Source organism: Pseudomonas sp. B111 (assembly GCF_026428275.1).
GTDB classification, from domain to species: domain Bacteria; phylum Pseudomonadota; class Gammaproteobacteria; order Pseudomonadales; family Pseudomonadaceae; genus Pseudomonas; species Pseudomonas aeruginosa.
The window spans coordinates 6,404,237-6,423,477 of the sequence record NZ_CP097857.1 but is presented as its reverse complement, the minus strand read 5'-3'; the positions used below and the strand labels follow the sequence as shown (position 1 = coordinate 6,423,477).

General features: G+C 60.4%; 22 protein-coding genes. 6 read left to right on the top strand and 16 right to left on the bottom strand.

What is annotated here, in order from left to right; genetic code table 11:
• Positions 1-87: 87 nt before the first annotated feature.
• Positions 88-324 (bottom strand): hypothetical protein, encoded by a 237-nt coding sequence (locus M6E97_RS29795; protein WP_034026025.1) that lies wholly within the window; start codon positions 322-324, stop codon positions 88-90.
• Positions 324-593: a hypothetical protein gene (locus M6E97_RS29790; RefSeq protein ID WP_224429311.1), complete on the bottom strand. Its 270-nt coding sequence runs from the start codon at positions 591-593 to the stop codon at positions 324-326. Before M6E97_RS29790 ends, M6E97_RS29795 begins: the two co-directional genes overlap by 1 nt.
• 772 nt (positions 594-1,365) lie before the next feature.
• Between M6E97_RS29790 and M6E97_RS29785 the strand changes: the two genes are divergently transcribed.
• Positions 1,366-1,872, top strand: coding sequence for a GNAT family N-acetyltransferase (locus tag M6E97_RS29785; protein WP_034064628.1), 507 nt, complete (start codon positions 1,366-1,368; stop codon positions 1,870-1,872).
• A gap of 802 nt (positions 1,873-2,674) precedes the next feature.
• Here the strand turns inward: M6E97_RS29785 and M6E97_RS29780 are convergent.
• The 12 genes from M6E97_RS29780 to M6E97_RS29725 form a co-directional block, all read right to left on the bottom strand.
• Positions 2,675-4,267 carry an anti-phage dCTP deaminase gene (locus tag M6E97_RS29780; RefSeq protein ID WP_023082018.1) on the bottom strand — a complete coding sequence of 531 codons (1,593 nt, stop codon included), beginning with the start codon at positions 4,265-4,267 and terminating at the stop codon, positions 2,675-2,677.
• A gap of 16 nt (positions 4,268-4,283) precedes the next feature.
• Positions 4,284-4,448, bottom strand: a complete 165-nt coding sequence (locus M6E97_RS29775; protein ID WP_153519866.1) for a hypothetical protein — start codon at positions 4,446-4,448, stop codon at positions 4,284-4,286.
• A gap of 923 nt (positions 4,449-5,371) precedes the next feature.
• On the bottom strand, positions 5,372-6,268 hold the full coding sequence (locus M6E97_RS29770) for a hypothetical protein (protein ID WP_023082017.1): 897 nt from the start codon (positions 6,266-6,268) through the stop codon (positions 5,372-5,374).
• Positions 6,269-6,323: 55 nt separating this feature from the next.
• Entirely contained in the window at positions 6,324-6,617 is a 294-nt protein-coding gene (locus M6E97_RS29765) for a hypothetical protein (RefSeq protein ID WP_023082016.1), read from the bottom strand.
• Complete coding sequence (locus M6E97_RS29760; protein WP_371245790.1) at positions 6,617-7,570, bottom strand: DUF3631 domain-containing protein; 954 nt, start codon at positions 7,568-7,570, stop codon at positions 6,617-6,619. The genes M6E97_RS29765 and M6E97_RS29760 overlap by 1 nt, the downstream gene beginning before the upstream one ends.
• Positions 7,571-7,576: 6 nt before the next feature.
• Positions 7,577-8,044: a hypothetical protein gene (locus tag M6E97_RS29755; RefSeq protein ID WP_031629313.1), complete on the bottom strand. Its 468-nt coding sequence runs from the start codon at positions 8,042-8,044 to the stop codon at positions 7,577-7,579.
• Between the two features lie 38 nt (positions 8,045-8,082).
• Positions 8,083-8,520, bottom strand: coding sequence for a hypothetical protein (locus M6E97_RS31155; protein WP_305956564.1), 438 nt, complete (start codon positions 8,518-8,520; stop codon positions 8,083-8,085).
• 2 nt (positions 8,521-8,522) lie between these two features.
• Positions 8,523-8,828 carry a hypothetical protein gene (locus tag M6E97_RS29745; RefSeq protein ID WP_023109345.1) on the bottom strand — a complete coding sequence of 102 codons (306 nt, stop codon included), beginning with the start codon at positions 8,826-8,828 and terminating at the stop codon, positions 8,523-8,525.
• Positions 8,825-9,073 (bottom strand): hypothetical protein, encoded by a 249-nt coding sequence (locus tag M6E97_RS29740; protein WP_031653970.1) that lies wholly within the window; start codon positions 9,071-9,073, stop codon positions 8,825-8,827. Before M6E97_RS29740 ends, M6E97_RS29745 begins: the two co-directional genes overlap by 4 nt.
• Positions 9,070-9,303: a hypothetical protein gene (locus tag M6E97_RS29735; protein WP_031653969.1), complete on the bottom strand. Its 234-nt coding sequence runs from the start codon at positions 9,301-9,303 to the stop codon at positions 9,070-9,072. Before M6E97_RS29735 ends, M6E97_RS29740 begins: the two co-directional genes overlap by 4 nt.
• Positions 9,296-9,712: a hypothetical protein gene (locus M6E97_RS29730; protein ID WP_034054964.1), complete on the bottom strand. Its 417-nt coding sequence runs from the start codon at positions 9,710-9,712 to the stop codon at positions 9,296-9,298. Before M6E97_RS29730 ends, M6E97_RS29735 begins: the two co-directional genes overlap by 8 nt.
• The gene (locus tag M6E97_RS29725) at positions 9,709-9,909 is read right to left on the bottom strand and encodes a helix-turn-helix domain-containing protein (protein ID WP_023082007.1); all 201 of its coding nucleotides are present in this window, start codon (positions 9,907-9,909) and stop codon (positions 9,709-9,711) included. The genes M6E97_RS29730 and M6E97_RS29725 overlap by 4 nt, the downstream gene beginning before the upstream one ends.
• Positions 9,910-10,052: 143 nt before the next feature.
• On the opposite strand from M6E97_RS29725, the gene M6E97_RS29720 reads away from it, so the two are divergent.
• Positions 10,053-10,595 carry a hypothetical protein gene (locus M6E97_RS29720; RefSeq protein ID WP_123809552.1) on the top strand — a complete coding sequence of 181 codons (543 nt, stop codon included), beginning with the start codon at positions 10,053-10,055 and terminating at the stop codon, positions 10,593-10,595.
• Between the two features lies 1 nt (position 10,596).
• On the opposite strand, the gene M6E97_RS29715 is transcribed toward M6E97_RS29720, so the two are convergent.
• Both M6E97_RS29715 and nadC read right to left on the bottom strand, forming a co-directional pair.
• Positions 10,597-11,811 carry a site-specific integrase gene (locus M6E97_RS29715; protein ID WP_023082006.1) on the bottom strand — a complete coding sequence of 405 codons (1,215 nt, stop codon included), beginning with the start codon at positions 11,809-11,811 and terminating at the stop codon, positions 10,597-10,599.
• A 221-nt stretch (positions 11,812-12,032) separates the two neighbouring features.
• Positions 12,033-12,881 carry a carboxylating nicotinate-nucleotide diphosphorylase gene (gene nadC / locus M6E97_RS29710; RefSeq protein WP_023100228.1) on the bottom strand — a complete coding sequence of 283 codons (849 nt, stop codon included), beginning with the start codon at positions 12,879-12,881 and terminating at the stop codon, positions 12,033-12,035.
• 285 nt (positions 12,882-13,166) lie between these two features.
• Here nadC and M6E97_RS29705 point away from each other — a divergent pair, with 285 nt between their 5' ends.
• The 4 genes from M6E97_RS29705 to M6E97_RS29690 all read left to right on the top strand — a co-directional run bounded on the left by M6E97_RS29705 (position 13,167) and on the right by M6E97_RS29690 (position 19,183).
• A complete protein-coding gene (locus M6E97_RS29705; RefSeq protein ID WP_033938763.1) occupies positions 13,167-15,422 on the top strand; it encodes a DUF1631 domain-containing protein in 2,256 nt (751 codons plus the stop codon).
• 150 nt (positions 15,423-15,572) lie between these two features.
• A complete protein-coding gene (ampD, locus tag M6E97_RS29700) occupies positions 15,573-16,139 on the top strand; it encodes a 1,6-anhydro-N-acetylmuramyl-L-alanine amidase AmpD (protein ID WP_003112844.1) in 567 nt (188 codons plus the stop codon).
• A complete protein-coding gene (gene ampE / locus M6E97_RS29695; RefSeq protein ID WP_022579591.1) occupies positions 16,136-16,972 on the top strand; it encodes a regulatory signaling modulator protein AmpE in 837 nt (278 codons plus the stop codon). Before ampD ends, ampE begins: the two co-directional genes overlap by 4 nt.
• Positions 16,973-17,161: 189 nt before the next feature.
• The gene (locus M6E97_RS29690) at positions 17,162-19,183 is read left to right on the top strand and encodes a methyl-accepting chemotaxis protein (RefSeq protein ID WP_023100226.1); all 2,022 of its coding nucleotides are present in this window, start codon (positions 17,162-17,164) and stop codon (positions 19,181-19,183) included.
• Positions 19,184-19,241 lie beyond the last annotated feature (58 nt).

Below are 19,241 nucleotides of genomic sequence, written 5' to 3'. Positions count from 1 at the left end.
CACCTGCCGAGCATCTTGGTTGATTAGATTGCCAATCTGACTTCATCAAGGGTAGTAGCGGAACCATCAGGTATGTAAGTCACTCATTCAAACCTCGATATCGAACTGCGGGAGCTGCGGCGCCGGCCCGGTCACCATGCCATCGCTGATGAACGCCATCTGCCCAGCCGGCACCGCCGTGCCCCGGGCCGCGATCACGACGTTGTTTCGCAGGCGGACGCGGCAGGTGCCGGCGCCCTCGTCGACGTCGACCACCTCCCCCACCGTGCGCGCGCCGCCCGGTAAGAGCCCGATGAACCGACGCCAGGGATTGACCGTCGCCATCAGGAACCTCCCGGATAGTGTCGCTCGATGCGCAGGGGCTGCCACACGCGGCTAGCCCCTACCCCCTCGGCCGAGATATCGGTGGCCAGGCAGAGACCGCGCCACGTCGCCTGTTCGTCCCTCACCTCGACCAGCATTCCCGGCTGCACCAGACCCGGTACCCCGTCGTCCTTCTGGAATAGCGGGATGCGCCGCGTCTCGATCGCCTGGTTACCGCCCTTCGACAGCTCGCAGATCCCGAGCGAGCGCGCCACCTCGGTGCCGGTCATCCAGTCCTCCATGACGTCGGGCGCCGATTCCTCGCCGGCGGTAGTGGTTCATGGTGGTCGGCGAGGCCTGGCGCAAGGTGGGAGCTATCCGGCCCTTACGCTCTCCGGCCTGGTCGCTATGCTGCCCGAGGTGATCACGCGGCTGACGGTCGATTCGTCGGCGTCGAGCGTGGCTGGCGGCCTAGAAATCCTGGGCCAGGTTATGGAGTGGCAACTGCGCAACCGCAGGCTGCCGGACAAGCGTAAGGCCTCAGCCAAGTCGATGATCCGGCCCAGTCGAGGCACTGCCTGTCACACTGTGACAGGTCCGTGACGGATCACCATCACGCCCGCATCGGGAGCAGCCAACTCGCCAGAGACCGGGCAACTCTGCGGGCTCAGCATAGCCTCAAAACTGAGGGCATGATTATTACGAAAGTTTCGTAATACCCAAATCTGGAGGATTTGAGCGCGCGGGGACAAGCGTACGTGCGGCGTCCGACTGGTGCGCTGGTCCAAACCGGCGATTTGCCGGTTTTGCTGGGGTAGCGTTCTTCGACCCCAAGGGCATAGCGAGGCGCGCCCCCCTTTTACTGTTGCTGGACAATCCGGCATCAAACCGCCGTGGACGCGGTTCGAGACTTCAGCAAGCGGTGCAGTATCGTCCACCATCGTTGGTTCGGCCCCTGCGAGGTAAAACCGGCTGGGAGCAGGTTTGAATGGGTGATGACGGAGAGGGGCGGCTGCGAGCATGCTTGCCCAACAGCCTCCAGGGCATATGGGGAATCTACTGATGGACCGGAGTTACACCACTTACTACCTGGAAATGACCTCGGCTGCCGCGCTGAGAGCAAAGCCACAGCCGCACGATCTTCAGATCATCGAATGTGAAGTGCCTCAGGCAGCATTCAATCGGTTTCTCTACGAGTTGGTTGGAACACCCTGGGAATGGGGAGATCTGGATGTCTGGAGCGATACCGATTGGCAGACACTTGTCGAGCAGGACTGCCATCGGACCTGGGTGGCCTATCACCGCGGAGCAATCGCTGGCTACTACGAACTGTATCGGCCTGACGGCTGCAACACCGAAATCCGTTACTTCGGGCTGGCATCTCAGTTTCTAGGGCACGGCTTCGGCGGTGCGCTGTTGAGCCATGCCATCGAATCAGCATGGCAATGGCTTGGTACAACGCGGGTATGGGTGCATACCTGTACATTCGACCATCCGGCTGCACTTGGAAACTATCAGGCGCGCGGCTTTCGCATTTTCAAGCAAGAGGTAACGGAGCCAAGCCAATGACCCATCTCGCCGTTCTCTGCCGGTTATGGCTGCGCAGTGTGATGGTCTGATCCGATGCAAATGATGGGGCAAGTCGAATGCAATCAGGTGGTCAAGTATGTGCCATTGCACACCTTGTTCAAACCAACCGGCTGCAAGTCAGGGCTTCAGCCAATGGCGAGTGCATCCGGAACTGGAGGGATCATCTCTGTTGGAACATCTCCGGATAGCCGGGTATGTAACTGCGGGGCGCCCCGCTCGTGCTCTTCAAAGGGCCCTAGCCGTCCAGAAGGTCGCGACGTACTTCACATCAAACCGTGGGGCCCCTAGGTGAATCGCGTGGATACGGATGCGCGGACTCTCGGTTTCGGTCTACATGCAGAATTCTTTGACGATAAGCCGGTTCCGGTTTCTCCTGAAAGCCAGCATGGCTGCTGGGTCTGCTGCTGATGAGAACCGGAAGCGCCTACCCCTTTGGTTGTTGTATTGAATCGACGAAAGCCAGCAACGACGCGGGTTACAGCGCTACGACTAAACAACAACCAACCCCCGAAAAAATTCTGTATGTAGGTAGAGACCGGGGTTCGAATTACCCCCAAGCCATTCAGATACGCCAGGGGCCCCAGGCAGATCTACCTTTCCATTCAAGGTTGGCGAGAGCGCGCTTCCAGAATCAGGACGGAAGACTGCGCCCCCTCTCAATGGGCCACAAAAGCAGAGCGTAGGCGTGCCTCAAGACGGCCTTTTTGTCAGTTTCCGACAGATATGCGCCACTGGGCGATCAGGGAAGCAGCGAAGCGGCTGCTCTGAAGAGCAACCTGAGTCAGGCTTGACCGCCGTATGGATGCCCGAACTCATCCACAGCTAGTTGAACGACCTTGCTCTCTACATCGATATACGAGTCCAAGAGTTCGGTAGAGATCAAATTAGCCTCACGAGATACAATGTGAAGGGCTGTTCCATGTGGATCTTTTCTATCAGAGCCACCGCCAAAGAAGGCGGCATAGCGCTTAGGCGAAACACCTTCAAAATTTTCAAAGACAACCATATGGTCGTCTGATTTATTCTTAGAAACCGCATCAGAGTGAAGGGTAGTTGCCAAGGATTTCTCATATGGTTCAATATAAACCACACGCATTATTCCGGCTGCGATAATATGTCTTGCACAGTTATGGCATGGATATGTAGTTGAATACAGTGTAGCTCCGCTGGTAGTCCCGCTTTTCTTTCTCGCGAGATTCAGAATCGCTTCCATCTCCGCATGAACTGCTCGAGAATATTCAATCAGCGATCCCACCGGAGTATGCTGCATAATCTTGCCAGAGAGTCCGCGCGCGGTCTCTGCATCGATCTTTAACTCCTTCTGAATAAGACTTACGACCTTTTCAACCAATCGATTCTTGTGGTGGTCGTTCTGGCATTTCCCACCTTTATGCACGCAGCGCTGATCGCCTTCACCATCATCGGCCCCATATAATCCCCCACCAGCCTTAGGCACATCATTCCAGCCAAGAGAAACAATATTCCCCTTCGAATCAGCAATAGATGCCCCAACTTGACGGCTCAAGCAGGCGGATTTTAGCGAGGCGGAATAGGCAGCATACATACCGGCCTCATCGACGGTGGGTGTTAGACCATTTTTACCATGCACCAAACCGACGAATCGCTCGCAGGGCGCGGTTAGCGACTGTATTCCACCCAATGCATGACGAATAAAAAAGTCCGCGTGCTGGATTGTTTTTTCAAGCTTCTGCCCGCAATCATCATTCTCATTCCTGTCACGCTCGACCAGTTCCTGAGCAGCCACAGCATCCATATCTTCTTGCTTCAGCTGACTAATGCGGGCTTCTTCAGGGCTTAAAACGCCAATAAGATAAAAGACATTCCGATAAACGTTCTTAAACAGAGCAACTTCGGCAGGATGCTTCAGTTGATCAACGATATAGACAGTGCGCGGAGGCTCATCTTGTCCGTTAGCTACCAATTGACTTTCGCGCTCAAGCGAAATCGTGCGAATAGCCTGAGTAGCCAATGCATAAGGTGCAATGGTAGATCGAATATCGTTTCCGAGATCTTGCAGAGCCTTGTAACGGGCAGAGGACGTGAGCGAATCAAGGCTTTCAGCCTTAATATGCGAGAGCTGAGGGGGAATAGGATGAGTTTTGTAATAATCTTTGATGATGTCGCTAATTTTTACCAGGCGAACATCATAGCCGAAATTCTCGAACTGACGTCGAAGTTGGGAATATACATCTTTAAGATTACAACCCACTGCGCCGGCCAGACCAATAACTAGCTCTTTGGATTGCCTGGAGCGAATTCTCTGCATCAGGTCGCCGCGTTTGTCAGCGGCACCATCCGGCTCTTCTCCCTGCTTTCCCTGCGCGGGAAGCTGTACTACTGCTGCATCAGCCATCGACCATCCTTGAGAATTACCAGTCGGTCTTACGAGCCCTCGCCAAAATTCGCTCCAGCGCAGTATCGTAATCCTGTTTCTTCTTCTTTTTTTCAAAGGCATCGGTATAGACAACCTTTGCCTTCTCTTCAGCGTTGTAAGACGGCCGCTCTATCCTTGCTGCTCTATCTTGGCTGTTCATCTTCTTCTCTCAACGTCTATGCAATATCGCTTGACTGCTGTGTCAAATTATGCTAGCGAGTCGCACTTTCGGCGCTGCAGCATAATAATGCTTATAGACCTCCAGTAGGAATAGCTTGCTCCGAATTTTTTGCAACCTACCTGACCAGTGGCATCTAAAAGAAATGAACGCAAAAAGCGCACCAAAAGCGAAAAACTCCGGTGATCCGAAAAGTCGAGGTTTTCGCAGAGCGCTTCCCACTCAAATTGCGCCTCTGTACCACAAGACGCTGAGGCGCAGTCCGTGAAAAATTCGCGTTGCCCTCCTTTTCTGGCGATGTATAGGGCAGCAAACCATCCTCCTCGCTGAAGACCACGCCTGCTTTGGCTTGCAGAGAAGTCTGGCTCTTTTACCCCTTGTACATCGTAAAACTGGAAATGCTCAACCTGCTCATACTTGGAAAATCGCTGTAGCCCAGAATCCGCGAGGCTTTCAGCGATTAGCTTAGGGGGCTGTGGTGGAGCATCCGAAAAAACGAAAATTTCTGCCCTACCGCGCGGCTCGACGCCTCCCCGCGGTAGGGGAGGCTGGTCAGGGTCCCTCCCTCAAATCGCGTCATGCTATCGTCGCCAGACATCCACTCTTCACGGACGAGGCTATGGCGACGGTAGTTAGCTACAGGGTTGGCGACGATTCGAAGGTCGTCGTGATGGAAGGAGCCGGTGGGTTACCGGATCTGCAGGTGAAGGTGTTGCTCGCGAACCACCTAGGTGCGCCTGATGCAGACCACAAAGGTCCTGGGTCGAACGCTTCAGTGGATGAGTTGGTGGACTCACGATTGGCGGCGGTTGGTGTAGAGGATCTTTCGATTAGCCGCTCCTGACGGCAGTGATTGACTCGATGTAGAAAGCCCGGCTACTGGCCGGGCTTTTTCGTTACAGGGCTTATGCCGTGCCCTTCACCAGATCATCCAGTGAAACTTCATCGGAGGCGTCCACCACTTCAGTGCGGGTGAGGGTTTCCCGGTCCAGCGTGCCGAACAGTGGGATGTGCAGCTTCGTCAGGTGCGTCCCCCAGCCTCCATTGATCCGATCCGCCGCGACCAGGTGAGCGCCGATGCTGGCCAAGGTCTTGGCTGCAGCGTTCCACTCCTCGGCGTACTTGCTCCACAGCGCCTCCGACAGCGCAGCCTTGGCCACCTGTTCGCGCTGCCTAGAGTCGGCGGCCTGCTGCTTCATGTTGGCCACCTCGCCGTCCATGGTCTCAATGGTGCGGCGCTTTACGCGGATGATGGCCTCGGTCGCCAGCGCCAGCTCCACAGCTTTCTCCAGTTGCGTACGTGCAGCCTTCTCGGCCTTGGCGTCCTCTGCCTGCGCGAGCGCATGGCCGGCAGCTTGCTCAGCCGATTCTGCCGCGGACTGCGCTGTGACAATTTCCTCTTCGATGCCCTGGCTTCGCGTTGCTGCCTGTTCGATTCGTGCTTGCAGCGACGCCTGCAGGCGCTGTTCGGTATTGATCAGCTCCATGGCCTGGGCAATAGCGGCAGCCGCCGACTCGGCTTTCTCGACAAGCTCCAAGCTGCGCTCGATCTCCTGCACGTGGCCGCGTAGGGCATTGATGCGCGCTCTGGTGCTGGACAGATCCTCCATCACCTCATGGCTGCCGTTGCCGATGTGATGCGAGGTGGTATGCACGACCTTCTTTCTCAGTTCAGCGAGTTTGGTTTCCAAGCCTGGGACTCGTGCCTCCAGTTGCTCGATCTCTTCCAGGTATTCACCTCGCTGTTGGAGCAGTTGTTCAGTGCGGTTGGACCGCGGGTGTTTCTGGGTTGCAGCTTTCATGTGACCTCCATAGGTCGAAGTAAGCGCCAGCCCTGCGGCCAGCGCAGGGTCGGTGTTACTCAGTGATCCCAGCACCGGGCCAGCGCCAGCGCGCTTCGATCAGGGCCTCTTCGAATGTCAGGGGCGGCGTGATCATCGTGCAGAGCGGCTTGCCGCCCAGCGTGATCGCCCAGTGCATGCGGCGCGTTTTGCCATCCATCGAGCCCAGTTCGGCGAGCAGTTCGAGGCGGTGCCGGCGGACGTACTGGCGGACCTCTTCGGTGAGCCGGCTACCGGGTGAAATGCTGACCTTGTTGCCGCTGATGCGGGCGGCGAAACCGCGTTCGGTGAGGAAGTCGAGAGCAGACATCAGAGCTCCTCCCGGTCGGTTTCATCGTGGGGAGTCGCCTTTGCCTTGCCTGTCCCTTTCCTTGTAGGGGGTGTTTTATCCGTAACATCGTCACAGCCCGCGCCAGCCGTGGCTTTCAGCTGTTTTTTATCCGTCACGGATGGGGGCGGTGTGACGCTTCCAGATTGGCTGGAAGCCGCGCCGTTACTGGCTTGTGCCGATGTGACGCTTGTGACGGGGGTGCTAGGGGAAAGGTATCGATCAAAAGCGTCACGGAACTGCTCGAGGGAGTAGCCCTTTTTCGTCATGACACCGACGCGGACAGTCCCCGACTTCACACCGAAATCAGCCAGCTTTGCGGAGAGCTGTCGGGGCGACATCGGCTTGCCTCGGTTCCAGGTCGCCCAGGGTGCCTCCTCATCGGCAACCAGTGCTTCGAGCAGATCGGCACTGAATACCTTGCTGGCGCTCTTCGCCTCGAACACCGCCTTTACGTCTGCCAGCAGCTCGGCACCGATGCTAGGAGATTCACCTTCCAGCCCGTGCAGGGCGATGGCAGCGTTGCGGGCCGACTTCGGCCAGTGGTCGCCGGCCTGGTCGGCTATGGCCAGCAGAGGCTCCCAAGCGTCGTTGGCGCGGTCGTTCAGGCCAGGGATGGGGGCCGGCCTTGCCTTGCCGATGGCCTCAGCGGTCTCGCGCAGCAGGTCGATATCGCTGGCCGGGTCGAATGGCTCGACCTCACCTTGAGGGTTGATCCGGCCCTGGATGATGTGGGCTCGCGCCAGATCGGCTCCAGCGCCAGCGAGGATGCGGATGCCGCGCACATCTGAGGGCTTTCTTGAACTGCAAAAGAGGTAGATCAGAAGATCTAAATCCCAGGCTGCGCCTGGTATATCTAAGAAGGAGTACAGTTTCTGTACCAAGTGAAACCTCTCCATCGGTACAGTTTCTGTACCCATGAGCGTGTTTTTCATGGTCCGTCAGCCCTCCATGGGTACAGTTTCTGTACCCTGTCGGTACAGTTTCTGTACCGGGTGTTTTGCTCTTTCGAGGCTGAATTTGCGTGGTGGGGCAGTGGTAGGCGATACCTCAATCTTTCCGTCACACGGATCGATAGGGCGCCAGGTGAGCGCATACAGTGCGCAGCAGCCACCTGGCTTGATAAACCTGCCCTCTCGGGTGCGAATGATTAGGTTGCGCTCCTGAAGCTCTTCCAGGGCCTTGGCGAGGGTGGCCTTGCTTCCGATGCCCCATTCGCTCGCACTGGCGAAGGTGGCGCTGAGATCGCCGTTGTTCACGCCGCGGTACTGCCGGAGCAAACCCAGCAGCACCTTGAGCGCACCTCCTGATAGGGACCGAAAGTCTTCGCTATCCATCACCACGTGCGGCAAGGCTGCGAAGGTTCCCGCTGGGTTGCGTCCCTTTGACTTTCTCAGGGTTCTGGCCACGCCTATTCGCCCCTACACCCTTGCTCTGTCGATACAGGTCATTGCGCGCTCGTGTGTTCATCCGGGCGGCAATTGGTTCCTCCGCTTTTCAGGAATCTGCCGTTGCTTAGTGGCCTCTTCGGGGCTGGCGATTCAGGCGCATTCGCCGTCACAGCATCTCGACTCTGTCTCGGCGATGGGGATGCCGCAGACACCCTTTCTTGCCTCTGGAAGAAGGCGCGGCAGACCTCACCGTTGTTCCAGGCATGCCAGCGAGTGGACTGGCTGACCTCATCGACCAGGGCGGATCTGACAACGGCATCAGCGCTGCGCAGCAGTTTCCGACCGCACTCGGCATCGGCACGGGAGAGGAAGGGGCCGAGCAGCGCACGGCTGACCTCGGGGTGATGGACGTAGAACAGTTCGACCGGCTGGGCGGCGCTCTCCGGGCAAGCCGATCCCGTCAGCGCCTCGCGGCGCTGTTGGATATTGGTCATGGTTAGGCCTCCTGGGCGGTGCTGGTCAGGCCGGGGGAGAGGGCGGGAGTCTGAACCGCCGCCCTGGATGCGCGCCTGGGCGCCGGGGCTTTGCGCTTACCTCGCTTGGGGGCGAATCGCTCGTCCCACTCCAACTCGCCCACGCCGAGGAACCAGACGCACTCGTAGATTTCCAGCGCCTGGCCGGGGTGCTCGCGCCGCAGCATGCGCAGGGCCCGGCTTGCCTCAACCAGGGTGCGGATCGGGCCGGCCTTGCCGTAGGGGAATGCTGTCTTGTCGCGGGCCTGGATGCAGTAGTACCGAATCACTGGGCACCTCCCGCGGCATCAAGCTCTTTGCGCAGGCGCTCGACCTCGCAGTCGAGGTAGTTCGCGCAGTCATAGCTCAAGTAGTGCGACAGACCGGCCAGGGCCTCGGCATGGACGCCTTTGCCGTGCCGGAGGTCAAGCTTGATAGCCGCCGCCAGAGCAGCGAGCCACTGAGTCTGCTCCCGACCATAGCTCACAGCTTCCACCGCGTCGTCGGCGATCCGCTCGAGGGGACGAATGCTCATTGGACACCTCCTTCCTGGGCAATCTCGGCTGCCTCGCACAGGTCGTAACCAGCGTCTTTGACGTAGACCGAGATCGTCAGGACCGCATGGACCAGACCGTTGATGTGGTCCTTGTTGAGGAAGTGTTCGCAACCGTCGGCACCAAGCAGGTTGGCGATGGTTTCCAAGGCGAAGCCCGCGCCGGTCAGGTTGCCGCCGATGGAGTCGGAGAGCTTCACCAGGTTACGCATGGGACACCTCCTGACCTGCGAAGAGGCTGGCCCGCAGGGTGGCGCGATCACTCGCACAAAGGGCTCCGATACGGGCTGCACGGCGGAACAGCGCCAGCAGGTGGGTGCGTTGCTCGGGGCGACGGTTGACCCGGTAAGCGATCAGCTCCGCGCCGAGGGTAGCGATAGCTGCCAGGGCGGTGGGGGAACGGTTGTCACACCCCACTCGGCCTGCCACACTAGGCTTGACTCTGCTTCCCAGTACAGTCATCGCCTGGACAGAGTTGCCGCTCTGTTCAGGCACTTCCTTCCCTCCTTGCTTGGCGAAAGCCGCGATCTCTTCGCACGCGGCGTTCCAGTCATCACCTTCCAAGTTTTCCAGCCAGTCACAGACCGGGCACTCAATTGTCTGCGGTGCGTTCGTGTTCATCGGGCGTTCTCCTTGGCCAGGCGGTGCAGCCATGCGTTCAGTTCAGTAACAAGGATCAGGCGGCGGCGACCAGACTTGAACGAGGGCAGTTGGCCGCTCGCCAGTGCTTCGTAAATCGCGCTACGGGCGTGTCCGCTCATGCGGCCAGCGTCTTCGGGGGATACGGCCAGAGGGGCCAGGGGTGCTGCTTGGGTCATTGGGGTTCTCCTGCCTGGCGGGGTTGGGAGGTGCCAGGTGGCAACACTCTATTGTGGCACCACATATCGTGTCAACACATCCGGTTGTGTTGACGTGGCTTCGTGTGGCAGTCTCGCGTCACCACGTGATAGGAGATCGATCAATGGCTGTTAGAAAAAGGTCAGAGACAATTCACTTGCGGACCACTCCATTTGTCAGGTCAACGCTTGATGTATTGGCTGCGCTCAATGGAAAAACAGCTACTGCTGTAATTGAGGATCTGCTCTCTTTGGCAATTTCGGAGACAGAATTACCAGCGCCTAATTTTATTCAGGAAAAGAAAATAGTTAATGGCCGTATAAACCTAAAAGAATTAATGGAATCCATATATACGGACAATGCTTTATTGTTCAAGCTTCGGCTGTTTATACTTGTCCCGGACGCAGTGTCTGAGGATGATAAAATAATGTGTGAAATCATTCTTGAGGACTTGGCTAGGCCAGCATCAATATTTAGAGGAGAGGAAAAGATTTTTGATGAGAAGTGCGGGGGGGTTGTAAAGTCAAAGCAGCTGCCAAGTATAGATACGCTAACACTTGGAAGCTCGGAAAACGTTCTAAAACGGTATGTGGACTTTATAAAGAAAAATCCAGATATCGAAATTGACTACAAAGGCTTCATTCACACTATTTTCTTCAAGAACTAGGCTAGATAAGCTCCACCGCTGCCGCCTTGCTATCTGGTGCCAGGTGGGCGTAACGCAGCGTCATTGCTAGGTCTGAGTGGCCTAGCAGGTCGCGAACGGTGTTCAGGGGAACGCCGGCCATCACCAGCTTCGACGCAAACGTGTGTCGCAAGTCATGCCACCGAAAGCTCTCAATTCGCGCCAGCTTCAAAAGCCCATCCCAAGACTTCTTTACGTTATCCAGCCGCTTGCCGTCTTTGCCGGGAAATACATACCCGGAATTGCGGGGATGTTGCTTTCTCCATCCCTCAATGGTCGCTACCGTTTCCTTATTCATCGGGATATGTCGGGTTTGTCCTGACTTCGAAGTGTCGCCTTCGACGGTTATTAGCTTGTTCTCCAGGTCAATGTCTGCCCAGGTCAGGTTAAACACTTCGCCTCGGCGCATCCCGGTATTCAGCGATAACAGCACCAGGGGCTTGAGGTGGTCGGGAAACGCGACTTCCCTTAAGTCGGGTAGACGTGCTTTGTGGCGCTCTTCCCGCCACTTGTTTGCACTGTCGCGCTCGGCGCGGATCGTCTCTTGGCGGTCGTCCAGAGCTTGGCGTAAGCGAGCCTCTTCGTCGGGCAGCAGGTAACGGATGCGGCCCTTGCGGTCGGTCTTGAGCTGCTTGAGGCGTGTCATCGGGTGCTCGGTCAGAAAGCCCCACTCGATGGCCCTGGACAGGGCCCCACGCATCGAAGCCATCTTCCTATTCGCCGTGCTGTCGGTGTTCCCGGCCTTCAGCCAGGCCATGCGCTGCGATTCAAGGTCGCGCTGGCTGATCTCGTTTAAACGCTTGCCCATGATGGAGGCGAAGCCGACATTGAGCAGGTTCAGGGTCTTGTCGGCGCTCTTGAGGTTGGTGGCCATCCAGGGCGAGTAATGATCGTCAATGAAGTCGCGGAGGGTTAGGGAGTTTGCGGACCGCCGGCCCAGAGTCACTGCCAGGGGGGCTCCGTGCTCATGTGCTTCAGCCAGGTATTGTGCTGCTTCCCGTCTGGCTTGCTCCAGCGTCATGACTCCGACACGCCCGAGGGTCGCGGCTTGGTTTCTTCCCCAACTTACCATGTAGCTGGCGTGTCCGCTGGGCAGCACACGAATCGATAGACCTGGCTGGGCGGTGTCATGGATGCGGTAGGGCTTATCTTTGGCGGTCAGTGTGGAAAGGGTTCGACTGGTGATCTTGGTTTTCATTGGTAGCCCGTGACAGCATGGTGACAGCAGAAATGACAGTATCAGGCTGTTTTGTCGGACACAACCATACGCTAAGCTACTGATTTATAACGTAAGTGATTGAATTGATTGAGGGCTTGATCGCTTTCGTAATGAGAAGGTCGGGGGTTCGATTCCTCTATCCGGCACCAGTCGCATAAAAAGCCCCGCTTCGGCGGGGCTTTTTTTCGCCTGCGATTCGTTCAGAGGGTGAGGCGCATGGACAGGTCGACAGCCCTGACGTCCTTGGTCAGGGTGCCGATGGAGATGTAGTCGACGCCGGTCTCGGCGATGTTGCGCAGGGTGCTCTCGTTGATTCCGCCGGAAGCTTCCAGCTTGGCACGGCCGGCAGTGAGGGCGACGGCGGTGCGCATGTCGTCCAGGCTGAGTTCGTCGAGCATGACGATATCGACACCGGCCTCCAGCGCCTGGCGCAGTTCATCGAGGTTCTCCACTTCCACTTCCACCGGCTTGCCGGGTGCTATGCGCCGGGCCTCGGCGATTGCCCGGTCGATACCGCCGCAGGCGGCGATGTGGTTTTCCTTGATCAGGAAGGCATCGTAGAGGCCGATGCGGTGGTTGTGGCAACCGCCGCAGGTGACCGCGTACTTCTGCGCGAGGCGCAGGCCGGGCAGGGTCTTGCGCGTGTCGAGGAGCTTCACCGTGGTGCCGGCGACCAGGTCGGCGTAGTGCTGGCTGCGGGTGGCGGTACCGGAAAGCAGCTGGAGGAAGTTCAGCGCGCTGCGCTCGCCGGTGAGCAGCGCGCGGGCCGGACCTTTTAGCTGGAACAGCATCTGGTTCGGCTCGACTCGCTGGCCGTCCTCCACCTGCCAGGTCACCAGCACTCGCGGATCGACCTGGCGGAAGACCTCGTCGACCCAGGCGCGGCCCGCGATCGTCGCGTGCTCGCGGGTAATCACCCGGGCCTCGGCCTCGCGCTGTGGATCGATCAACTGAGCGGTAAGGTCGCCGCCGCCGACGTCTTCCGCCAGGGCGGTACGGACGTTGGCCTGGATTTCGCCTTGGAGGTCGGCAAGGGTGAGGTTAGGCATGGCGGGCTCCTGTACGAGATCGGGCGATTATACGGAGCGCGGCGGACGGCGTCTGTGCCTGCCTGGGCGCCGGTCGGGACGGCCGCCATTCATCGGCCTTCGCTTGTGTGAAGAGAGTCATGTCTATAGGAAAACCCTCTATCTAGATTTGAAAGTATCTCTATAATGAATGTAGATACTTGTTTTTGACGCCTGGAAATTGACGTTACGGACGACGCCAATCGATCCTCTGTGCCCGATTTTTGCCATTCCATACGCGGCCGCGAGGGTGGCAGGAGAGTCCCGATGCAGAACGATGCCAATGTGGTGCACCTGACCAGGGTCGCTTCCGAGCCGTCGCCGAACGCCGGAGCGGGGCGCCTGCCGGTCATCCTCGTGCAGGTGCGCGACAAGGCGGCGCTGCAGCTGAAACAGGCGTTGCAGGCGTTGTTCGACAACGCCGACGACACCCTCTTCGAAATGGCCGACCGAGCCACCAGCAACCTCGAACAGAACGCTTTCTTCGAAGCCATGCGCGACCTGCGCCTCAAGCGCAAGAGTATCGAGCGGGTCTACCTGCAGAAGGTCTTCGAGGAGTTCTCGGCGCTCAACCAGGTACAGTCCGGCAAATCCGTGCCGACCCTGGATACCGTGTCCTTCGATAGCCTCAGCCTGGTACAGAACGAGGAACTGGAGGAGTCCGTCGCGGTGGACGCGATGGTGGCGCGGGTGATGAGCCGCGATGCCTCCGCGCTGGCCCACCTGAGCACCCGCCTGAACACCCTGGTCGGCCGGAAGGTCGACGAGAAGAACAATCCCCTTGCTCCGCGTCCGCTGACCGCGGCTTTCCTCGATGCCTGCCAGGGGCTCGGCGTCGAGATCAAGGTCAAGCTGATCATTCTCAAGCTGTTCGAGAAGTACGTCCTGGCCCATTGCGACCAGTTGTACGCCGAGGCCAACCAGATCCTGGTCGCTGCGGGCGTGCTGCCGGAACTCAAATCCGCACTGCCGTGGCGTCAGCCCGCTGTCCGTCCCGAAGCGGTACGCGATGCCGGGACCCAGCAGGCACAGGCTGCGCTACTCGACGGCGGCCAGCAGGAAGTCTTCGGCGCGCTGCAGGAACTGCTGGCGCAGGTCCGCGACAATCCTTCCTTCTACCGTCGCGAAACGCCTGAGAATGCCGCGCCGATTTCCAGCAACGACCTGATGCGCCTGCTTTCTCACCTGCAACAGCACTTGCCGGGCCCTGGCGCCGCGGAGTTCGACGTCCGCGACGGGGTCGACCAACTGCTCCAGCGGGTCAGCCACAAGAGCGGCCGTTCTCGGGTGGTCGGCCAGGTGGACGATGACGTCATCAACCTGGTGTCGATGCTGTTCGAGTTCATTCTCGACGACCGCACCCTGCCTGATTCGCTGAAGGCCCTGATCGGTCGGATGCAGATCCCGATGCTCAAGGTGGCCCTGCTCGACAAGACCTTCTTCAGCCGCGGTAGCCATCCGGCACGTCGCCTGCTCAACGAGATCGCATCCGCGTCGCTGGGCTGGGCCGAACACAATGATGCCCGGCGCGACAGCCTGTACCAGAAGATCGAACAGGTCGTGATGCGGCTGTTGAACGACTTCGTCGACGACCCGGCGATCTTTGCCGAGTTGCTGGAGGACTTCATTGCCTTCACCGGCGACGAGCGCCGCCGCAGCGAGCTCCTCGAGCAGCGCACCCGCGACGCCGAGGAAGGCCGCGCCAAGGCCGAACTGGCTCGTCAGGACGTGGAGCAGGTGCTGAACCAGCGACTGCTCGGCAAGGTCCTGCCGGAGGTGGTGGTGCGTCTGCTGCGGGATGCCTGGAGCAAGGTGATGCTGCTGATCTGCCTCAAGCATGGCAAGGCTTCGGCCGAGTGGCGGGAGGCCCTGGATACCATGGACGAGCTGATCTGGAGCGTCGGCCCGCATGATGATCCGCTGTCCCGCCAACAGTTGCTGGAGCGCGTGCCAGGCCTGCTCAAGGCGCTGCGCGAGGGATTGGCCAGCGCAGCCTTCGATCCGTTTTCCACCGGAGAATTCTTCAGCCAGCTGGAAACCCTGCATGTCCAGGGCCTGCAGCGCGACAAGCGCGGCGAGGCGGCGGTCGCGGACAGCCCCCTGCTCGACGAAGCGACCCCGGGCACGGCCGCGGAAAAGCCCCGAGCGCCGGTCATGCTGCGGGTGGTCGAGGAAATCGTCCTGACCTCGCCGGACGCCGCCCCGGCGCCTGTCGAGAGCGAAGTACGCCTGCCGGACAACGACGAGGCACTGCTGCGGGTCGATGCGCTGCGTGTCGGCAGTTGGGTGGAGATCCAGGAGGACGCCGAGCACAAGCTGCGCTGCAAGCTGGCGGCAGTGATCCGGCCCACCGGTCGCTACATCTTCGTCAATCGCACCGGGATGAAGGTCCTGGAAAAGACCCGCATGGGCCTGGCGGTGGAGTTTCGCCGGCAGGCGGTACGCCTGCTGGACGATGCCTTGCTGTTCGACCGGGCCCTGGAGTCGGTGATCGGCAACCTGCGGCGCCTCAAGGGCGCCTAGCCGCTTCTCGAGGACCCGGCGGATGCCGGGTCTTTTCGTTCTTGCGGGTAATACCTTTCCTCGAAGCATGTCGAAGCGGCCGATCCAGAGCCCGCCTGATCGTCATTCCGGCGCCGCTGGATTAGAGTGGGGGCTCGTTCAGGAGCCCGTATGCATTTCGATTCCGTTACCGGCTGGGTCCGTGGCGTCCGCCACTGCCCTTCACCGAATTTCAACCTGCGTCCGCAAGGGGACGCGGTGTCGCTGCTGGTCATCCACAATATCAGCCTGCCGCCGGGACAGTTCGGCACCGGTAAGGTCCAGGCGTTCTTCCAGAATCGCCTGGACCCGAACGAACATCCCTATTTCGAGGAGATCCGCCACCTGACGGTTTCCGCGCATTTCCTCATCGAACGCGACGGCGCCATCACCCAGTTCGTCTCCTGTCACGACCGCGCCTGGCATGCCGGGGTTTCCTGCTTCGACGGTCGCGAGGCGTGCAACGACTTCTCCCTTGGCATCGAACTGGAGGGGACCGACACGGAACCGTACACGGACGCGCAGTACACTGCCCTGGCCGGGCTGACGCGGCTGTTGCGCGCGGCCTTCCCGGGGATCACCCCGGAACGCATCCAGGGCCACTGCGATATCGCCCCGGAGCGCAAGACCGATCCCGGCGAGGCTTTCGACTGGTCGCGCTACCGCGCCGGATTGACCGATTCCAAGGAGGAAACATGACGTTCCTGGTGTTGCTGCTGGCCCTTGCGCTGGAGAAGTTCTCCGGCTGGCGCCGGCGTATCCAGCGCGATGGCGCCTGGCTCGCCTGGCTGGGCCTGGTCGAGGACCTGCCCTCGGTGTCCCGCCGCTCCTGGCTGGGGCTGCTGCTCGCGGTGGTCCTGCCGTTGCTGCCGCTGGCCCTGCTGCTGACATTGCTGCAGCCGCTGGCCTATGGCTGGTTGAGCCTTCCGCTGCATCTTCTGGTGGTGGTCTACAGTCTCGGCCGCGGCGACGTCATGGCCGACCTCGGGCCGTTCCGCGACGCCTGGCGGCGCGAGGAGGCCCAGGCTGCCTTCCATGTCGCCGAACGCGATCTGGGGATCCTGGGCGGCAGCGAGAGCGAACTGATCGGCCGGGTGCACAGCCATTTGCTCTGGCAGGGCTACCAGAGCTTCTTCGCGGTGATCTTCTGGTATGCCTTGCTCGGCCCGGTGGCGGCCCTGGCCTATCGCCTGCTGGCACTGGTGCTGGAGCACGCCCGCCAGCCGGCGTTGCGCGAACAGGCGGCGCGCGTCCGGCATATCCTCGACTGGTTGCCGGTGCGTGCGCTGGTGCTGAGCTTCGCCCTGGTCGGCAACTTCCTCGCGGTTATCCGCGTGCTGCTGCACTGGCTGCTGGCCTGGGACATCTCGGCGGCCGCGCTGCTGGGCAAGGCCGGACGGGTCGCCAGCGATGTCGAAGCGGTCGAACTGGGTGCCGCCGGCGTCGCCAGCCTGGATGCGCTCTGGCAATTGCTGGTGCGCGCGGCCGTGCTCTGGTATGCCGTGTTCGCCTTCTGCGCGCTGTTCCTCTGAGCGTAGCGACGGGGAATCCGCCTGCGATTCCCCGTTAACCTTAAGTTACAGAACACCAGGCCGATATCGGGTACACAGGTGAACGTGTCCGCATGATTTCGAAAGGCCATTACCGAGCGGACTCCGTGCGTCAATGTCGCCACGCGGCGGCATCTCTCAGAACGATAAGAACAATCAGGAGACGTCTGGGTGAAGACCGTACTCTATCCCGCTATCGCGCTGATGAACCGGCTCAGCTTCGGCATGAAGTTCGGCCTGATCAGCGTGCTGTTCTTCCTGCCGCTGCTGATCACCAGCTTCTATCTGGTGCGCGATGCCTATCGCCAGTTCAGCGACACCCGGATCGAACTGCAGAGCTTGACGCTGCTGGGTAGCGGACTTCAGATCCGGCGTGGCCTGGAGTCCCTCAACGATCTGTTGCAGGTCAATGCGGTCATCGGCCAGTCCGGCAAGGCCGGCGATCTGGAAGCGCGCATCGCGGACGTCCAGAAGGGGCTGCGCGGGCGGCTCGAGGCGCTGGCGCCGCTCAGCGAGGATGGTGCGGCGGTAGCCGAATTCGAGGCCCAGCGCGACCGGTTGCTCAACGGCTTGCAGGCCGTGGAGGCCGAAGGGTCCTTGCAGGGCAAGGGCGCACGGGCGGAGAAGCTGCTCGGTAGCGCACAGGTATTCATCAAGTTGCTCATCGCCCAGGCCGGGCTCAGCCAGGACAGCCAGCGCCAGGTGCGCCAGCTCAGCGAGCTGGTCGGCTCGATAACGCCGGAGGTGACGGCGGCCATCAGCAAGGGGCGCGCCATCGGCGCCTACTCCCTGGGCCAGGGTTTCCTCAATTCGTCCTCCAGCGCGCGGCTCGACGAACTGCTGCTGGAGTTCGAGAAACTGCATGGCGAGTACGGCCTGAAGCTGCAGGAGTCCCTGGCCGGCAGCCCACCGGCGCTCGAGGAGGCCGCCCAGGCCAGTCGCGAGACCCTGAAGAGCCTGGGGCAGTTGTTCGAGGACCGGGTGATCGTGGCCGAGACGCTGGATACCCCGTGGACGCAGTTCTACGATCAGGTCAGCGCGGCGATGGACAAGACCTACCAGCTCGACGACGCCGTTCTCGGCTATCTCGATACCCAGTTGCAAAAGCGCCTGCAACAGGTGCGCACGCAGATGCTGTTGCTAGTCGCCGCGCTGGCCGTGGTTTTCGCCGCGATCCTATACCTCTACGGCGGTTTCTACGTTTCCACCCGCGCCACCCTGAAGGATCTCGGGCGAATGATGGAGCGCGTCGCCGGCGGCGACATGACGGTCAGCTTCCAGGCCCGCAGCCGTGACGAACTGGGCGAGCTGGGACAATCGTTCAACGAATCGGTGGCGAAGATCCACGACCTGATCGAGCGGGTCAGCCAGACCGTCGGCGAGGTCGAGCGGCAGACCCTGCGCGTCGAGTCGGTGTCGGCCGAAAGCAACCAGGCGGTAGCCGGGCAACGCAGCCAGATCGAGCAGGTGGCCACGGCGATGAACCAGATGGCCGCTACCGCCCAGGAAGTGGCACGCAGCGCGGCGATGGCGGTGAGCAGCGCGAACAGCGTGAACCAGGAAACCCTCAGCGGGCGCAGCCTGGTCGAGTCGCAGGTGGGTAGCATCCAGCGCCTGGCCGGCGAGATCGACCAGTCGGTGGCGGCGATCAATCGCCTGGCCAGTGACAGCGCCTCGATCAGCCAGGTGCTGGATGTGATCAAGGGCATCGCCGAACAGACCAACCTGCTGGCGCTCAATGCGGCGATCGAGGCCGCTCGTGCCGGGGAGCAGGGGCGCGGTTTCGCGGTGGTGGCCGACGAGGTGCGCACGCTGGCCAAGCGCACCCAGCAATCCACCGCCGAGATCGAACAGATGATCCTGCGCCTGCAGGGCGGCGTCGATGCGGCGGTGAAGGCGATGGGCAGCAGCCACCATACCGCCGATGGCACGGTCAACGAGTCGGCGCAGGTGCAGCAGGCACTGGAGAATATCCTCGGCGCGGTGGGCATGATCGTCGACCAGAACCAGCAGATCGCCGCCGCCGCCGAGCAACAGACCGCCGTGGCCCACGATATCGACCAGAACATCGTCGAGATCAACCAGGCCGGCGAGCGCACCGCGGAAGGCGCCAGCCAGACCGAACGGGCCAGCCGCGAACTGGGCGCCCAGGTGACCCAGCTGAAACGCCTGATCGGTGCGTTCCGGGTGTAGGCGCAAGGCCTGCGCGGGACGTTTTTCGTCCATCCGATTGAACGCTGGGCGGACGGGG

Bases quoted from the DNA above. Each gene is read 5' to 3' on its own strand.
- M6E97_RS29790 (WP_224429311.1), bottom strand. From the start codon at position 593: ATGACCGGCACCGAGGTGGCGCGCTCGCTCGGGATCTGCGAGCTGTCG.
- M6E97_RS29730 (WP_034054964.1), bottom strand. From the start codon at position 9,712: ATGAACACGAACGCACCGCAGACAATTGAGTGCCCGGTCTGTGACTGG.
- M6E97_RS29735 (WP_031653969.1), bottom strand. From the start codon at position 9,303: ATGCGTAACCTGGTGAAGCTCTCCGACTCCATCGGCGGCAACCTGACC.
- M6E97_RS29775 (WP_153519866.1), bottom strand. From the start codon at position 4,448: ATGAACAGCCAAGATAGAGCAGCAAGGATAGAGCGGCCGTCTTACAAC.
- M6E97_RS29705 (WP_033938763.1), top strand. From the start codon at position 13,167: ATGCAGAACGATGCCAATGTGGTGCACCTGACCAGGGTCGCTTCCGAG.
- ampD (WP_003112844.1), top strand. From the start codon at position 15,573: ATGCATTTCGATTCCGTTACCGGCTGGGTCCGTGGCGTCCGCCACTGC.
- M6E97_RS29770 (WP_023082017.1), bottom strand. From the start codon at position 6,268: ATGAAAGCTGCAACCCAGAAACACCCGCGGTCCAACCGCACTGAACAA.
- M6E97_RS29765 (WP_023082016.1), bottom strand. From the start codon at position 6,617: ATGTCTGCTCTCGACTTCCTCACCGAACGCGGTTTCGCCGCCCGCATC.
- M6E97_RS29795 (WP_034026025.1), bottom strand. From the start codon at position 324: ATGGCGACGGTCAATCCCTGGCGTCGGTTCATCGGGCTCTTACCGGGC.
- M6E97_RS29725 (WP_023082007.1), bottom strand. From the start codon at position 9,909: ATGACCCAAGCAGCACCCCTGGCCCCTCTGGCCGTATCCCCCGAAGAC.
- nadC (WP_023100228.1), bottom strand. From the start codon at position 12,881: ATGCCTAACCTCACCCTTGCCGACCTCCAAGGCGAAATCCAGGCCAAC.
- M6E97_RS29780 (WP_023082018.1), bottom strand. From the start codon at position 4,267: ATGGCTGATGCAGCAGTAGTACAGCTTCCCGCGCAGGGAAAGCAGGGA.
- M6E97_RS31155 (WP_305956564.1), bottom strand. From the start codon at position 8,520: ATGACCAATATCCAACAGCGCCGCGAGGCGCTGACGGGATCGGCTTGC.
- M6E97_RS29715 (WP_023082006.1), bottom strand. From the start codon at position 11,811: ATGAAAACCAAGATCACCAGTCGAACCCTTTCCACACTGACCGCCAAA.
- ampE (WP_022579591.1), top strand. From the start codon at position 16,136: ATGACGTTCCTGGTGTTGCTGCTGGCCCTTGCGCTGGAGAAGTTCTCC.
- M6E97_RS29785 (WP_034064628.1), top strand. From the start codon at position 1,366: ATGGACCGGAGTTACACCACTTACTACCTGGAAATGACCTCGGCTGCC.
- M6E97_RS29760 (WP_371245790.1), bottom strand. From the start codon at position 7,570: ATGAAAAACACGCTCATGGGTACAGAAACTGTACCGATGGAGAGGTTT.
- M6E97_RS29720 (WP_123809552.1), top strand. From the start codon at position 10,053: ATGGCTGTTAGAAAAAGGTCAGAGACAATTCACTTGCGGACCACTCCA.
- M6E97_RS29740 (WP_031653970.1), bottom strand. From the start codon at position 9,073: ATGAGCATTCGTCCCCTCGAGCGGATCGCCGACGACGCGGTGGAAGCT.